This window comes from Mesorhizobium sp. M0633 (assembly GCF_040320645.1).
Lineage (GTDB): Bacteria > Pseudomonadota > Alphaproteobacteria > Rhizobiales > Rhizobiaceae > Mesorhizobium.
This window is the reverse complement of record NZ_JAMYQC010000011.1, coordinates 1-14310: the sequence shown is the minus strand read 5'-3', so window position 1 is coordinate 14310 and position 14310 is coordinate 1. Positions and strand designations below refer to the sequence as shown.

Here is a 14310-nt window from a genome sequence, read left to right as displayed (position 1 = left end):
TTCACACCCCTGCCATCGGTTTGCCACGCAGGATCGCCAATGCCTCGGCCGGGTCGATGCGGCCGTCGTAGAGGGCGCGTCCGGAGATCGCGCCTTCGAGCTTGCGGGCATCGGGCATGGTCATGCGCACGATGTCGGCGATCGAGGCGAGCCCGCCCGAGGCGATAACCGGGATCGACACCGCGTCGGCGAGATCGATGGTGGCGTCCCAGTTGATGCCGGTCAGCACACCGTCGCGGTCGATATCGGTGTAGATGATGGCGGCGACGCCGGCACCCTCGAATTTCCTCGCCAGTTCAATGACGCCGAGGCTCGAGGCTTCAGCCCAGCCTTCGACCGCGACCTTGCCGCCCTTGGCGTCGATGCCGACGGCGATCTTGCCCGGGAATGCCTTGCAGGCCTGCCTGACCAGATCCGGATCGCGCACCGCCACGGTGCCAAGAATGACGCGGGCCAGCCCACGGTCGAGCCAGTCCTCGATCTGCGCCAGGGTGCGGATGCCGCCGCCGAGCTGCACCGGATTGCTCGTCGCCTTCAGGATGGCGCCGACCGCGGCGCTGTTGACGCTCTGGCCCTTGAAGGCGCCGTTGAGGTCGACGACGTGCAACCATTCGAAGCCCTGCTCTTCGAAGGCGCGCGCCTGAGCGGCGGGATCGTCATTGTAGATGGTGGCGGTCGCCATGTCGCCATGCCTGAGGCGCACGCATTTGCCGTCCTTGAGGTCTATCGCCGGAAACAGAAACACCTTCAGGCGCCTTCGACGATGACAAAGTGGCCGGTCGAGCCGGCGAGCCTGTACTTCAAGGCCTCCTGGTATTCAGGCGAGCCGTAGCATTCCAGCGCCTTTTCATAGGATTCGAATTCCACCAGCACGTGGCGATTGCCTGCCGGTCCTTCCGGGCTGGTGTACCGCCCGGCGCGCACCGGGAACTTCGCGCCGTATTTCGCGAAAGCCGCGGCATTGGCCTCGATGTACTGCTTGTAGATCTCGGGATCGTGGACATCGACCATTGCCATCCAATAGCCCTTCTTGCTCATGGTTCAGGGCCTCCAGCCTAGGAAATTGGTGATCAGCGCCAGGCCCAGCGCCTGGCTCTTCTCGGGGTGGAATTGCGTTCCGGCTAGGTTGTCGCGGGCGACAGCGGCCGTTACCGGGCCGCCATAGTCGGCAACCGCCAGCACCTCATCCTCCTTCCGTGCATCGAGATGGTAGGAGTGGACGAAATAGGCGTGCAGTCCCTTGCCACCCGTCGCAATGCCGGAAAACAGCGGATGCTTGCGCTTCAGATCAATCGTGTTCCAGCCGATCTGCGGGATCTTCAGTGTCGGATCGGCCGGCGTGATCTCCTTGACGTCGCCGGCGACCCAGCCAAAGCCCTTTGTGACGATCTTTTCCAGGCCTCGCTCCGACATCAGCTGCATGCCGACGCAGATGCCGAGGAACGGCCGAGCCTTGGCGATCGCCACCTCCTCGACCGCTTCCCACATGCCGGCGACCGCACGCAGTCCAGCGGCGCAATCGGCATAGGCACCGACGCCGGGCAGGACGATGCGGTCGGCGGTCCTGACCCGCTCGGCATCGGCGGTGAGTTCGATCGCGGCGGCAATGCCGGCTTCATGCGCGGCACGCTCGAAGGCCTTGGTGGCCGAGCGCAGATTGCCCGACCCATAATCGATGATCGCCACCCTCATCTCAGGGCTTTCCCGGAATATGGTTCAGCCCCAGCGCCAGGCCCATCTGCGCCGACCGGGCATGTGCTGCGTCTGGGACGATGCGTTGCACCGTCGGTTGTTCATCCGACTGAGCATCGGCTTCCAATGCATAGCGGACGTCTGCGTCGTCGAGCCTGTCGGCCTCGACCACGCCCCATTCATGCCAGCCGCGACGGCGCAGGCCTGCGATCCGCAAGCCCTGCCCTTCCAGTCCGACAAAGAGCATGACAAGCAGGGATAAAAGCGAGCCGGCTGTTTCCAGGTCCAGCCTTTCGCCCAGCATCGAGAGCAGGCCCATGGCGACAAACGCCAATGCCGCCTCGACCCACAGCCGGTGCCAGGCCAGCCACAGCGGCGGCACCAAGAAGCCGAGCCAGGCAAAGCCGTCACGGATAAAGGTAGTGTCCACGCTTTCGCTGCGGCCTGGCGGCTCCATCACGACATAGATGGCCATGACGCTATCCTTTCAGGGATCCCTTGGTGGAGGGAACCGCGTCCGGCTGGCGCGGGTCGCGCTCAAGCGCCGAACGCAGCGCACGCGCCACGGCCTTGAAGCAGGTCTCGGCGACGTGGTGGTTGTTGGCGCCGTAATGATTGGTGACATGCAGCGTGATGCCGGCATTCTGCGCCAGCGCGTGGAAGAATTCGCGCACCAGCTCGGTGTCGAACGTACCGATCTTCGGCGACGAGAATGAAACATTCCAGACCAGAAAAGGCCGCCCGGAGACATCGATTGCCGCCCGCGTCAGTGTCTCGTCCATGGCGAGATCGATCGAGGCGTAGCGCATGATGCCGCGCCGCTCGCCCAATGCCTTGGCCAGCGCCTGGCCGAGCGCAATGCCCGTATCCTCGACCGTGTGGTGGTCGTCTATGTGCAGGTCGCCCTTGGCCTTCACGGTCATGTCGATCAGCGAATGGCGCGACAACTGGTCCAGCATATGGTCGAAGAAGCCGACGCCGGTCGAAATGTCGGATTTGCCCGAGCCGTCGACCTGAACCGATACGGCGATGTCGGTTTCCCTGGTCTTGCGGCTTATCTCGGCGGAACGGGGCGCCATGACCTCATCCTTGTCTCAGATTTTGCACGATTCAGGCGTTCACATGCCTGAAAACGAAAGCCTTCTAGCAGCATGATCCGGCGATTGCCAGTTACCGCTGCGGAGCCCGATCCGACCCGGTGGATGGCCGGTTTGCAATCATCCGGCCTATACATACATATGGCCGATCAAGTCACTCGTAACGCGCCGATCGCCTCGATGGGATCGGTGCTTATCGGAGCAGAAAATGTCGAATGAACTGACCATGCATGCCACGACCATCCTGACCGTGCGCAAGGGCGGCAAGGTGGTGATCGCCGGCGACGGCCAGGTCAGCCTCGGCCAGACGATCATGAAAGGCAACGCCAAGAAGGTGCGCCGCATCGGCAAGGGCGGCAACGTCATCGCCGGTTTCGCCGGCGCCACCGCCGATGCCTTCACTCTGCTCGAGCGGCTTGAAGCCAAGCTCGAACAATATCCCGACCAGCTGACACGCGCCTGCGTCGAGCTTGCCAAGGACTGGCGGACCGACCGCTATTTGCGGCGGCTGGAAGCGATGATGCTGGTGGCCGACAAGTCGGTGTCGCTGGCGCTGACCGGCACCGGCGACGTGCTGGAGCCCGAATTTGGCGTCATGGCCATCGGCTCGGGCGGCAATTACGCGCTGGCAGCGGCACGCGCGCTGGTGGACAGCGACAAGGGCGCAGAGGAGATCGCCCGCAAGGCGATGCAGATCGCGTCAGACATTTGCGTCTACACCAACAACAACTTCGTCGTCGAAACCCTCGATGCCGCCTGAGCGGAGCCTCCGCTATGGTTTTCGGCCGGTGACCGAGAGGGACCTGCCGATGATCGCCGGCTGGCTTGCCGAGCCGCATGTCGCCGAATGGTGGAACGACCCAGAGACCGAGATTGCGGAGATCCGCGAGCATATCGACAGCATTTCGGTCGAGCCGCTGATTATCGAGCTCGACGGAAAGCCCATCGGCTATTTGCAGAGCTACGATCCGCATCTGGAGGACGGCCATCCCTATAGCGACCAGCCGTTCGGCACGCTCGGCATCGATCTGTCGATCGGCGTGCCGGAGCTTGTCGGGGTCGGCCACGGCTCGGCGATCGTCCGGCAGTTCGTCGAGCAGCTTTTCGAGGAAGGTACGCCGCGCGTCATCATCGACCCGGACCCCGCCAATGCACGGGCTATCCGTGCCTATGAAAAGGCCGGTTTCACGGCTATCGATCGCAGGAAGTCGGAATATGGCGATGCCGTGCTGATGGCGATTGATGCCCCAGAGGGTGATGCCGGACAGGGTGACGCAGAAGAGGGGCAATAGCAGCATGAGCGTATCCAGCGACAAAACCGTCTCGGCCTACTACGACAGTTGGCGAATGGGGCTTCTGCTGGTTCTCGGCCTGGTCATCTTCCAGGCCGGGGTCCTTTACGGCATGGGGCGGACGCCGATCTGTACCTGCGGCTATGTCAAGCTGTGGCACGGCATCGTGCAAAGCTCGGAGAATTCCCAGCATATTTCCGACTGGTACAGCTTCTCGCACATCATTCACGGTTTCCTGTTCTATGCGCTGGCGTGGTTCCTTTTCCCGCGCTCGCCGATCGGGCTCAGGCTGGCCTTTGCGGTGGTCGTAGAGGGTGGCTGGGAGCTCCTCGAGAACAGCCCTTTCATCATCGATCGCTATCGCGCCGGCACGATCTCGCTCGACTATTATGGCGACAGCATCATCAATTCGGTGTCGGACACGCTGGCCATGGTGCTGGGGTTTGTCATGGCGCGAAGGCTTCCTATATGGGTGGTCGTAACCCTCGCCCTCATCTTCGAATTCGGTGTCGGCTATCTCATCCGGGACAATCTGACACTCAACGTGATCATGCTGCTGCATCCGTTCGAGTCCATTCGGCAGTGGCAAAGTGGAATTTAGTGACATGAGCACCTTCTCTCCTCGCGAAATCGTTTCGGAACTCGACCGCTTCATCATCGGCCAGAAAGACGCCAAGCGTGCCGTGGCGATTGCCTTGCGCAACCGCTGGCGCCGCCAGCAGCTCGAGGGCCAGATGCGCGAAGAGGTGATGCCGAAGAATATCCTGATGATCGGCCCGACCGGCGTCGGCAAGACCGAGATTTCGCGCCGCCTGGCACGCCTTGCCGGTGCGCCTTTCGTCAAGGTCGAAGCCACCAAGTTCACCGAGGTCGGTTATGTCGGCCGCGATGTCGAGCAGATCATCCGCGACCTGGTCGAGATCGCCATCGGGCTGGTGCGCGAGAAGATGCGCGAGGACGTCAAGGCACGTGCCCACATCAACGCCGAGGAACGCGTGCTCGAAGCGCTCGTCGGCAAGACGGCGAGCCCGGCCACCCGCGACAGTTTCCGCAAGAAGCTGCGCGACGGCGAGCTCGACGACAAGGAGATCGAGATCGAAGTGGCCGATACCGGCAATGGCGGCATGCCCGGTTTCGAGATCCCCGGTATGCCGGGCGCCAATATCGGCGTGCTCAACATCAATGACATGCTGTCGAAGGCGATGGGCGGCAAGAAGACCAAGTTGCGCAAGACGACCGTCAAGGAGTCCTACGGGCTGTTGATCAGCGACGAGTCCGACAAGCTGCTCGATCAGGACGAAGTGGTGCGCAGGGCACTCGAATCGACCGAGAATGACGGCATTGTCTTCCTTGACGAGATCGACAAGATCGCCTCGCGCGAAGGCGGCATCGGTGCCGGTGTTTCGCGTGAAGGTGTGCAGCGCGACCTGCTGCCGCTGGTCGAAGGCACCACGGTTGCGACCAAATACGGACCGGTGAAGACCGACCACATCCTGTTCATCGCCTCGGGTGCGTTCCACGTCGCTAAGCCCTCCGATCTGCTGCCGGAATTGCAGGGCCGCCTGCCGATCCGCGTCGAGCTGCGGGCGCTGGAGAAGGGCGATTTCGTCCGCATCCTCACCGAGACGGAAGCCAGCCTGATCAAGCAGTATATCGCGCTGATGAAGACCGAAGGCGTCGATCTGGTCTTCACCGACGACGCCATCGATTCGTTGGCCGGCATCGCCGTGGACCTCAACGCCAGCGTCGAGAATATTGGCGCCAGGCGGCTGCAGACGGTGATGGAACGGGTGCTGGACGATATCTCCTATGACGCGCCGGACCGCAACGGCACCTCGGTGACCATCGATGCCGCCTATGTCGAGAAGCATGTCGGCGACCTCTCCAGAAACACGGACTTGTCGCGTTTCATCCTGTAGGAGACGCTTCATTCTCGAAGAGGGTCGGGGAATTGCTCCCGGCCTCCCCAATTTGGCCCAGCATTCCCGATGTGTGGCCAAATGGAAGCATCCGGCAAGCTTTCGTCCCGTCGGGTGCAGGCGTCTCTCGACTCCCGGTGGAGCATTACCTAGTTTGCCGGCGACTATTTGGGCGGCGGCGCATGAAAAAACTGATCCTCGTCATTTTGGGGCTGACGCTGGCGGCAGCCATGTTCGCCGCGCAAGCGGCAACGATGGTGCCGCCGGGCAACCGCAACACCGAGCAGCCCGACATACCGGGCGCTTCGAGCCGGCGCACCCAGGCGACCAACACCACCTTCCAGGCGAAATACCGCAAAGTCTTTGCGCTGCTCCAGAATGATGCCGAGCTGCGCGGCAAGATCAAGCAGGCAGCCGCGGCCTATGGCATCGACCCAATGCATATCGTCGGCGCCATCGTCGGCGAGCACACCTACAATGTCGATGCCTACGACCGGCTGCAGACCTACTACGTCAAGGCGATTTCGTATCTGTCGAGCAAGCTCTCCTTTGCCTATGATGGCGAGGACATCTCCGATTTCGTGCAGCGGCCGCAATTTGCGAAATGCGCAGGGAAGTCCGACAGCTACGATCTGTGGGAGTGCCGCGAACAGGTGTGGAACCGGTCGTTCCGCGGCAAGACCGTCGACGGCGAGAGCTTTCCCAACGACCGCTTAGGCGCCACTTTCTTCCAGCCTTATTATGCCGGCCAGACTTTTGGCCTTGGCCAGCTCAATCCGCTGACGGCGCTGCAAATGAGCGACCTCGTGCACAAGGTTTCCGGCCTGCCGGAACTCGACGTCGGCGATCCCAACGCGGTCTACAAGACCATCATGGATCCTGACCTGACACTGCCTTATGTCGCAGCAACAATCCGGAAATCGATCGACGCCTATAGAAGCATTGCCGGCTTCGACATCTCAGGCAATCCCGGCATCACGTCGACGCTCTACAATGTCGGCAACCCCGAACAGCGCGCCTATGCGCTGAAGGCCGAGAACGACAAGCGCCGCGCTGCGGGCGAGCCGGAAAAACTGCCCGAGGAAAATTACTATGGCTGGCTGGTCAACGACAAGCTGCCGGAGCTGAAGGCGCTGTTCTAGCCGAACGCGCTCGGCCAATTATCCACGCGGCGGATCAAGCCGCCAGCAGCGACTTTAACTTGATGGTCTGCGAGCCTAGCGCTTCCGGCGCCGGCCTTGCCTGCTTCGCAATCAGCATCTCGGCCAGCCTTATGTCGCGGGCGACCGCGTTGCCGGGGCCGATGCCGCTTGCCGCAACCAGCCTGCCGTCCTCGGCGAGGTGGAACAGGATGAAGGCGCCGTCGCCGAGGTCGCGGCGCACGATGCTGCGGCCTTCGTCCGACAGGCCGGCGATCTGCAAGGTCAGGCCGTACTGATCCGACCAGAACCACGGCACCGCCGCATGGGACTCGCCGGCGCCAAGCATATTCCTGGCGGCAAGCGCGCCCTGCTCCTGTGCATTGCGCCAGGCTTCCAGCCGCACGCGCCGGCCGCCATAGACGGCGAGCGGAAACGAACAGCAATCGCCGGCGGCAAAGATATCCCGGTCGCTGGTGCGAAGCTCGGCGTCGACGGCGATACCATTGTCGACGGTCAGCCCCGCCTCCGCGGCAAGTCCGGTCACCGGCACGGCGCCGATGCCGATCACGGCAAGATCGGCGACAATGTCGTGTCCACCGGCGAGCGCGATGCGCACTTCGGCGCCATCATCGGCAATGGCGGCGATGCCCTCGCCGCACAGGATTTTCACGCCTTCGGCTTCATGCGCCTGATGGATGACCTCAGCGATCTCGGCCGGCACGCCGCGCATCAAGATGCGCGGCTGCGCCTCGATAACTGTGACCGCCGCACCCAGTCTGCGTGCCGCCGCGGCAAGCTCAAGCCCGATGAAGCCGCCGCCAATGATGGCGATGCGATTTCCGGCGCTGAGATGGGCGCGAATGGCCAGCGCGTCGTTGAAGGTCCGGAGGTAGACGCAGCGCCCGCCAAGGCCCGGCATCGGCAGCTTGCGCGGCACCGAACCGGTCGCCAGCAGGAGCTTGTCGTAGGCCAGGACGGAACCGTCCGAGAGGCGCACGACATGCGCCTCTCGGACGATCGCCACCGCCTGGACCGAATGGATATGCCTGATCGATCTTTCGGCCAGGACCGCCTCACTGGCGATCGCCTTGAGCAGGGGCGCGTCGGCGACCATCGCGTCTTTCGACAGCGGCGGCCGCTCATAGGGAAGATGCGGCTCGTCGCCGACCAGCGTCACCGGGCCATCATAGCCGAGCTCGCGCAGCGCAAGGGCGGCGCGCCCGCCGCATTCGCCGGCGCCAATGATGACCATTCCCTTCGTCATCATCAACCAATCCGGACAAGGACTTTGCCGGCGTCGACTTTGACCGGATAAGTTCTTAGATCGACGCAGACCGGCGCGCCCCTGGCAGCCCCTGTCTTGTAGTTGAAGCGGCCATTGTGCTTCGGGCACTCGATGATGTCGTCCATGACCAGCCCGTCGGCCAGATGCACCTTCTCATGCGTGCAAAGCCCGTCGGTGGCGAAATACTCGTCGTCGGGGCTGCGATAGATGGCAAAGGTGCGGCCGCCATGGTCGAAGCGCATCACGTCCTCTTCGTCGATGTCCTCGGCGTCACAGGCCTCGACCCAGTCGCTCATCTACGGCTCCCCCAATACTTGGCACCCTCGGCATGGGCTTGTCATTCGGCAGCCACCGCAGCGGTAGCGTTGTCGTTGTGGAAGTCCTCGCGATAGGGCCTCGCCGTCGGCGGCAGTTCGCGCTTGATGAAATAATCCTCATTGCGCAGCTGGCGCAGGAAAGCCGGTATCATCTCGCGGTAGCCCGCCAGGATGGACGATGTCGGCGCCGGCAGATCGTGCTTGATCAGTTCGTGCAGCCTGGGCAGCGCGTGATAGGGCACCATGGGAAACATGTGATGCTCGACATGGTAGTTCATGTTCCAGTAGATGAAGCGGCTTATCGGGTTCATGTAAACGGTGCGGCTGTTGAGCCGGTGATCGGTGACGTTTTCAGCCAGGCCGCCATGCTGCAGCAGGCCGACCATGACATGGTGCCACGCGCCGTAAAGCCTGGGCAGCCCGACAAGCATCAGCGGCAGGAACGAGCCGGTATAGAGCGCCAGCGCAATGGTCGCGGCATAGATTGTCGTCCAGATGCGGGCAATGCGAATTGCCTTCGGCTGCTCCTGGTCGGGAATGAAGGTTCTTTCGGCCGGACTGACGATACCGGCTGCATTGCGCAGCATGTCGCTCATCGCGTGCCAGGCGTCGAGAATGCCGACGAAGTTGAGCACCACGCGCAGCAGATCGGGCGGACGCATCACCGATATCTCCGGATCGCGGCCGACCATGATGGTATCGGTATGGTGGCGCGTATGGCTCCAGCGCCAGGTCACGGGATTGCGCATGATCATGAAGCAGGCGATCTGATAGACCACATCGTTCATCCACTGCGTCCTGAAGGCGGTGCCGTGGCCGCATTCGTGCCAGCGTGAATCGGTGGAGGAACCGTAGAGGACGCCATAGACGAAGAAGAACGGCACGCACCACCAGCTGCCCCAGAACCAGGCGGCGCCGGCGCCGCTGAGGATCATGGTGCCGAGCCAGATGATGGTATCGCGGATCGCCGGGCCGTCGGAGCGCTGCATCAGCTCCTTCATCTCCTTGCGCGGCACGTCGGTGTGATACCACTCGGCCGCCGCCAGCCCGCTCTCGACGGCAAGCTTCGCGTCGCGGCCGATCAGGCTGTAGTCGCGTCGGGACGCCGCTGCGGAGCTCGTATTCCCGGTTCGGAGTCCAATATCCACCATGGCGGAGGCCTCGATCATATTCGGTCAGCGTTCAAAATAACGCCGAGCCCTGATAGGCTCAATATCACAAAGATAGTTTCTATCATTTTCCATCAGAATGGTGTAAAAGGGCCAAACAGTGGAATGAGGCAGCGATGGCGAAACGGCCGACGATCACCGACCTGGCGCGCATTTCGGGGGTCAGCGTTGCCACCGTCGACCGGGTGCTGAACAACCGCTTGCCGGTGCGCGAAGAAACCGCGCGCCGCGTCTATGAGGCCGCGACCAGCATCGGCTATCACGCAGCCGGATTGATCAAGCAGCGGATGCGCCATGAATTGCCCGAATACCGGCTCGGGTTCCTGCTGTTGAGACGGGAGGACGTCTTCTACAGTGAATTTGCCCGCGAGCTTGAACTGGCGGTATCGCAGTCGCCGCGCTTTCGCGGCGTGGCCACCATCGACTTCGCCGCTTCGCTGGCGCCGGACGAGATCGTCGAGCGGATGCGCAAGCTGGCCGCCAAATCCAGGGCCGTCGCCCTGGTCGGGCCTGATCACCCGACGCTGACGGTCGCCGTCGAGGCTCTCAAAGCCAATGGCGTACCGGTGTTCTCCCTGCTTTCCGACTTTGCGTCCGGTATTCGCGAGGGCTATGTTGGCCTGGACAATCGCAAGGTCGGCCGCACCGCTGCCTGGATGATCTCGAAGGCCGCGAAGAGACCTGGCAAGGTTGCCCTCTTCGTCGGCAGCCATCGCTTCCATGGCCATGAGCTTCGCGAGATCGGTTTTCGCTCCTTCTTTCGCGAGCAGGCGCCGGAATTCACTCTCCTCGAGACGTTGGTCAATCTGGAAGCGAACCAGATCACGCATGATGCAATGATCGAGCTTCTGGCCCGCCACCCTGATCTCGCCGGTTGCTATGTCGCCGGTGGCGGCATGGAAGGCGCGATCTCGGCGCTGAGGGAGGCAAAGCCGGCTGAGATGCCGGCGGTCGTCTGCAACGAGATCACGCCCGACTCCCGCGCGGCGCTGGCAGATAATTTCCTGACCATGGTGATCTCGACGCCACTGGCGGCGCTTTGCCGCGAGCTTGTCGGGCTGATGGCGCATGCCATCGAGACCGGCGCTGCGAATGCGCCGGGCCAGACCTTTCTGCCCTTCGACATTTATCTGCCGGAAAACATCTGACGTCGCGGTCATCGGCGGCAGACATGATGTAATCTATCAGAACGCTTTCAGGCCTGGCTTGCGTTAGCGTCCGTCTAAAAGCGCTCGAAATGCCGAAAATCCATTCCTCATGGCGAAATCTCGCTTGACGCCCAAGCGAAATGGAATAAATATTTCACCAACTGAGAATTTTGGTTCTTTCGTTCCGGAAGATCTGTTTCAGGCAAATGCCTCCGGAACTAAAAATGGCAATCGGGAGAGAATTCCCTGCGAGATCGGGGATTCCGGGTAGATCGGTGCAGCCGGACACCAATGTGGAGGAGAAATAAAATGAAAAAACTGCTTTTGGGCGTCGCGTTCGCGGCGCTGATGAGTTCGTCCGCCTTTGCTGCCAAGATCGGCGTGTCGATGGCGTTGTTCGACGACAATTTTCTCACCGTGCTGCGCAACGGCATGATTGAACAGGCCAAGGGCATGGACGGCGTCGAGCTGCAGGTGGAGGATGCGCAGAACGACGTCGCCAAGCAACTCGACCAGATCAAGAACTTCGCCGCCTCAGGCGTCGACGCCATCATCGTCAACCCGGTCGACACCTCGGCGACTCAGGCGATGTCGGACGCAGCCGCCGCTGCCAAGATTCCACTGGTCTATGTCAATCGCGAGCCGGTCAACGTCGACACGCTGCCCGAAAACCAGGCCTTCGTCGCCTCGAACGAAGCCGATTCCGGCACGCTCGAGACCAAGGAGGTCTGCCGCCTGTTCAAGGAGGCCGGCAAGACTGAAGCCAACGTCTATGTGATCATGGGCGAGCTGTCGAATCAGGCAGCGGTGCAGCGCACCAAGGACATTGACGACGTGATCGCCACGCCGGAGTGCAGCTTCATCAAGATCATCGACAAGCAGACGTCGAACTGGAAGCGCGAAGAAGCGCAGAACCTGATGACCAACTGGCTGTCGACCGGCAAGCCGTTCGACGGCGTCATCGCCAATAATGACGAAAGCGCCATCGGCGCCATCCAGGCGATGAAGGCCGCCAACATCGACATGAAGTCGGTTGTCGTCGGCGGGGTCGACGCTACCCAGGATGCGCTTGCCGCGATGCAGGCGGGCGACCTCGATGCGACGGTGTTCCAGGACGCGGCCGGCCAGGGTGCCGGCGCGCTTGACGCAGCGCTCAAGCTGGCGAAGGGCGAGAAGGTCGAGCACAAGGTCTACATCCCGTTCCAGCTGGTCACGCCGGCAAATATCGACAAGTTCCTGAAGAAGAACTGAGGCGGACCTGTCCGATACGGAGCGGCGCGCCAAAGTAAGACAGCGCCGCTCCGCTTTTTTCCCTCTCGGCCTGAACAGCGCCGAGTGGAGACCGTGGCTGACGGAGGAAGCACGATTGGCACAGACATCTCACGGCGTCGGCGGGCTCAGCTATGATGCGAAACGGCGCGCATGGCCGGCCGAATTCAACGTCTTCCTGGCGCTCGTCATCCTGGTCGGCGCTTTCGAGCTGATCGGCCGGGTTTTCCTGGGCGACAGCTTCCTGTTCAACACCCGCGACAATATCGATGCGATCTTCAACGAAGCGCGCCTGCAGATCATCATCCTGCAGGTGTCGATAGTCGGCATCATTGCCATCGGCGTGACGCAGGTGATCATTACCGGCGGCATCGACCTGTCCTCAGGTTCGATCGTCGGCGCCACGGCGATGATAGCCATGAGCTTCGCCCAGGTGGCGACCGTCAATGGCAACCCGAACCCGAAGGCGATGTTCATCGCCCAGGGCTGGACCGACCTGCCGGTGATCGTGCCCGTGCTGGTCGCGATCGGCTGCGGCCTGCTTGCCGGCCTGGTCAACGGCGCTTTGATCGCCTACACGCGCATCCCGCCGTTCATCGCCACGCTCGGCATGATGGTCACCGCGCGCGGCATCGCCAAATGGTGGTCAAAGGGGCAGCCGATCTCGTTTCCGACCGAGAGTTTCGCCGCCATCGGCAAGGGGCTGATGCCGGTCATCATTTTCATATCGCTCGCAGTGCTGTTCCAGCTGATCCTGAGTTACACCAAATATGGCAAGCACTGCTATGCAATCGGCTCCAATGAGGACGCCGCGCGCATGTCCGGCATCAACATCGCCAACCACAAGATCCTCGTCTACGTCATTGCCGGCGTCCTCGCCGCGCTCGCCGCCGTGGTGCTGAGCTCCAAGAATCTCACCGCCCAGGCCGGCATGGGTGTAATGTACGAGCTCGACGCGATCGCCATGGCGGTTATCGGCGGCGTCTCGCTGTCGGGCGGCCGCGGTTCGATTATCGGGACAGTGATCGGCTCGCTGATCTTCGGCGTCATCATCTCCGGCTTCACCTTTCTGCGCCTCGACGCCTATTATCAGGAGATGGTCAAAGGCGTGATCATCGTCGGCGCAGTCGTTCTCGACCAGTGGCGCCAACGCCTGCGGGCAATGAGGGCTTGATCATGTCGGACATCGTCCTGAAAACCGAAAACCTGACCAAGTATTATGGCGGCGTCCATGCGCTGGAGGGTGCCGACTTCGAGCTGCGCAAGGGCGAGCATGTCGCCATCATGGGCGACAATGGCGCCGGCAAATCGACCTTCGTACGCCAGATCACCGGCGTCGAGCAGCGCACCAGCGGCAGGATGTGGTTCGACGGCAAGGAAGTGAATTTTGCCGGCCCCATCGAAGCCCGCGAGGCGGGCATCGAGACGGTGTTCCAGAACCTGGCGCTCGCCGACGACCTCGACGTGCCGTCGAACCTGTTCCTCGGCCGCGAGCGGGTGCTTTTCAATCTCGGGCCCTTCTCGATCCTCGATCGCAAGTTCATGCGCAAGGCGACCGAGGCAGCCTTGGTCCGGACAGCGGTCAAGATCCCCAATCTTTCCAACACCATCCGTCATATGTCGGGCGGCCAGCGCCAGTGCGTAGCAATTGCCAGAACCGCGACCTTTGCTTCCAAGCTCATCATCATGGATGAGCCGACGGCGGCACTCGGCGTGCAGGAGACGATGCAGGTCGAAAACATCATCCGCACGCTGAAGGAGAATGGCGAACCGCTGATCCTGATCTCTCACAACATGCGCCAGGTGTTCGACCTGGTCGACCGCATCGTCGTTTTCCGGCGCGGCCGCATCGTCGCCAATTTGCGCAAGCAGGACACCGACGGCAACGATATCGTCTCCAACATCACCGGCGCCAAGACCGGCCAGGCGGAACGTGCGGCGTAACGGACAACGCCGAGCCCCAGGCGCTAACACGCGCTC

General features: G+C 62.2%; 17 protein-coding genes. 9 read left to right on the top strand and 8 right to left on the bottom strand.

The genetic code is table 11. From position 1 onward, the window contains the following. Position 1: 1 nt before the first annotated feature. The 5 genes from hisA to hisB are packed head-to-tail and all read right to left on the bottom strand — an operon-like array spanning position 2 to position 2771. A complete protein-coding gene (hisA, locus tag NKI47_RS13975; RefSeq protein ID WP_352454816.1) occupies positions 2-745 on the bottom strand; it encodes a 1-(5-phosphoribosyl)-5-[(5-phosphoribosylamino)methylideneamino]imidazole-4-carboxamide isomerase in 744 nt (247 codons plus the stop codon). A gap of 2 nt (positions 746-747) precedes the next feature. Beyond that, a complete protein-coding gene (locus NKI47_RS13970; protein ID WP_023677534.1) occupies positions 748-1038 on the bottom strand; it encodes a DUF1330 domain-containing protein in 291 nt (96 codons plus the stop codon). A gap of 3 nt (positions 1039-1041) precedes the next feature. Next, positions 1042-1692: an imidazole glycerol phosphate synthase subunit HisH gene (hisH, locus tag NKI47_RS13965; RefSeq protein WP_352576343.1), complete on the bottom strand. Its 651-nt coding sequence runs from the start codon at positions 1690-1692 to the stop codon at positions 1042-1044. Position 1693: 1 nt separating this feature from the next. Further along, complete coding sequence (locus NKI47_RS13960) at positions 1694-2167, bottom strand: DUF2628 domain-containing protein (protein WP_352576345.1); 474 nt, start codon at positions 2165-2167, stop codon at positions 1694-1696. Between the two features lie 4 nt (positions 2168-2171). Continuing rightward, positions 2172-2771 carry an imidazoleglycerol-phosphate dehydratase HisB gene (gene hisB / locus NKI47_RS13955; protein WP_352590768.1) on the bottom strand — a complete coding sequence of 200 codons (600 nt, stop codon included), beginning with the start codon at positions 2769-2771 and terminating at the stop codon, positions 2172-2174. Positions 2772-2997: 226 nt separating this feature from the next. Here hisB and hslV point away from each other — a divergent pair, with 226 nt between their 5' ends. The 5 genes from hslV (at position 2998) to NKI47_RS13930 (ending at position 7142) form a co-directional block, all read left to right on the top strand. Continuing rightward, complete coding sequence (gene hslV / locus NKI47_RS13950) at positions 2998-3549, top strand: ATP-dependent protease subunit HslV (RefSeq protein WP_023677530.1); 552 nt, start codon at positions 2998-3000, stop codon at positions 3547-3549. Next, positions 3539-4081 carry a GNAT family N-acetyltransferase gene (locus tag NKI47_RS13945; RefSeq protein WP_352590765.1) on the top strand — a complete coding sequence of 181 codons (543 nt, stop codon included), beginning with the start codon at positions 3539-3541 and terminating at the stop codon, positions 4079-4081. The genes hslV and NKI47_RS13945 overlap by 11 nt, the downstream gene beginning before the upstream one ends. Before the next feature lie 4 nt (positions 4082-4085). Further along, a complete protein-coding gene (locus NKI47_RS13940) occupies positions 4086-4682 on the top strand; it encodes a DUF2585 domain-containing protein (protein WP_352590763.1) in 597 nt (198 codons plus the stop codon). Between the two features lie 4 nt (positions 4683-4686). Further along, the gene (hslU, locus tag NKI47_RS13935; protein ID WP_352454824.1) at positions 4687-6000 is read left to right on the top strand and encodes an ATP-dependent protease ATPase subunit HslU; all 1314 of its coding nucleotides are present in this window, start codon (positions 4687-4689) and stop codon (positions 5998-6000) included. A 182-nt stretch (positions 6001-6182) separates the two neighbouring features. Beyond that, entirely contained in the window at positions 6183-7142 is a 960-nt protein-coding gene (locus NKI47_RS13930; protein ID WP_023677526.1) for a DUF1402 family protein, read from the top strand. Between the two features lie 34 nt (positions 7143-7176). On the opposite strand, the gene NKI47_RS13925 is transcribed toward NKI47_RS13930, so the two are convergent. From NKI47_RS13925 to NKI47_RS13915, 3 genes are read right to left on the bottom strand one after another with little or no spacing between them, the layout of a single operon-like run. Next, positions 7177-8406, bottom strand: a complete 1230-nt coding sequence (locus NKI47_RS13925; RefSeq protein WP_023677525.1) for an NAD(P)/FAD-dependent oxidoreductase — start codon at positions 8404-8406, stop codon at positions 7177-7179. A gap of 2 nt (positions 8407-8408) precedes the next feature. Continuing rightward, positions 8409-8723, bottom strand: a complete 315-nt coding sequence (locus NKI47_RS13920; protein ID WP_023677524.1) for a MocE family 2Fe-2S type ferredoxin — start codon at positions 8721-8723, stop codon at positions 8409-8411. A 41-nt stretch (positions 8724-8764) separates the two neighbouring features. Then, the gene (locus tag NKI47_RS13915; protein WP_023677523.1) at positions 8765-9913 is read right to left on the bottom strand and encodes a fatty acid desaturase family protein; all 1149 of its coding nucleotides are present in this window, start codon (positions 9911-9913) and stop codon (positions 8765-8767) included. Positions 9914-10029: 116 nt separating this feature from the next. Between NKI47_RS13915 and NKI47_RS13910 the strand changes: the two genes are divergently transcribed. From NKI47_RS13910 to NKI47_RS13895, 4 genes are all read left to right on the top strand, one after another. Next, entirely contained in the window at positions 10030-11061 is a 1032-nt protein-coding gene (locus tag NKI47_RS13910) for a LacI family DNA-binding transcriptional regulator (RefSeq protein ID WP_023677522.1), read from the top strand. A 309-nt stretch (positions 11062-11370) separates the two neighbouring features. Continuing rightward, the gene (locus NKI47_RS13905) at positions 11371-12312 is read left to right on the top strand and encodes a sugar ABC transporter substrate-binding protein (protein ID WP_352451673.1); all 942 of its coding nucleotides are present in this window, start codon (positions 11371-11373) and stop codon (positions 12310-12312) included. A gap of 115 nt (positions 12313-12427) precedes the next feature. Beyond that, positions 12428-13504, top strand: coding sequence for an ABC transporter permease (locus NKI47_RS13900; RefSeq protein WP_292655972.1), 1077 nt, complete (start codon positions 12428-12430; stop codon positions 13502-13504). Between the two features lie 2 nt (positions 13505-13506). After that, positions 13507-14274 (top strand): ATP-binding cassette domain-containing protein, encoded by a 768-nt coding sequence (locus tag NKI47_RS13895; RefSeq protein ID WP_352590760.1) that lies wholly within the window; start codon positions 13507-13509, stop codon positions 14272-14274. Positions 14275-14310 lie beyond the last annotated feature (36 nt).

Excerpts from the sequence above, each read along its gene's own strand:
- hisH (WP_352576343.1), bottom strand. The coding sequence starts at position 1,692 with ATGAGGGTGGCGATCATCGATTATGGGTCGGGCAATCTGCGCTCGGCC.
- NKI47_RS13910 (WP_023677522.1), top strand. The coding sequence starts at position 10,030 with ATGGCGAAACGGCCGACGATCACCGACCTGGCGCGCATTTCGGGGGTC.
- NKI47_RS13920 (WP_023677524.1), bottom strand. The coding sequence starts at position 8,723 with ATGAGCGACTGGGTCGAGGCCTGTGACGCCGAGGACATCGACGAAGAG.
- NKI47_RS13970 (WP_023677534.1), bottom strand. The coding sequence starts at position 1,038 with ATGAGCAAGAAGGGCTATTGGATGGCAATGGTCGATGTCCACGATCCC.
- NKI47_RS13945 (WP_352590765.1), top strand. The coding sequence starts at position 3,539 with ATGCCGCCTGAGCGGAGCCTCCGCTATGGTTTTCGGCCGGTGACCGAG.
- NKI47_RS13930 (WP_023677526.1), top strand. The coding sequence starts at position 6,183 with ATGAAAAAACTGATCCTCGTCATTTTGGGGCTGACGCTGGCGGCAGCC.
- NKI47_RS13915 (WP_023677523.1), bottom strand. The coding sequence starts at position 9,913 with ATGATCGAGGCCTCCGCCATGGTGGATATTGGACTCCGAACCGGGAAT.
- NKI47_RS13905 (WP_352451673.1), top strand. The coding sequence starts at position 11,371 with ATGAAAAAACTGCTTTTGGGCGTCGCGTTCGCGGCGCTGATGAGTTCG.
- hslU (WP_352454824.1), top strand. The coding sequence starts at position 4,687 with ATGAGCACCTTCTCTCCTCGCGAAATCGTTTCGGAACTCGACCGCTTC.
- hslV (WP_023677530.1), top strand. The coding sequence starts at position 2,998 with ATGTCGAATGAACTGACCATGCATGCCACGACCATCCTGACCGTGCGC.
- NKI47_RS13925 (WP_023677525.1), bottom strand. The coding sequence starts at position 8,406 with ATGACGAAGGGAATGGTCATCATTGGCGCCGGCGAATGCGGCGGGCGC.
- NKI47_RS13940 (WP_352590763.1), top strand. The coding sequence starts at position 4,086 with ATGAGCGTATCCAGCGACAAAACCGTCTCGGCCTACTACGACAGTTGG.
- NKI47_RS13960 (WP_352576345.1), bottom strand. The coding sequence starts at position 2,167 with ATGGCCATCTATGTCGTGATGGAGCCGCCAGGCCGCAGCGAAAGCGTG.
- hisB (WP_352590768.1), bottom strand. The coding sequence starts at position 2,771 with ATGGCGCCCCGTTCCGCCGAGATAAGCCGCAAGACCAGGGAAACCGAC.
- NKI47_RS13895 (WP_352590760.1), top strand. The coding sequence starts at position 13,507 with ATGTCGGACATCGTCCTGAAAACCGAAAACCTGACCAAGTATTATGGC.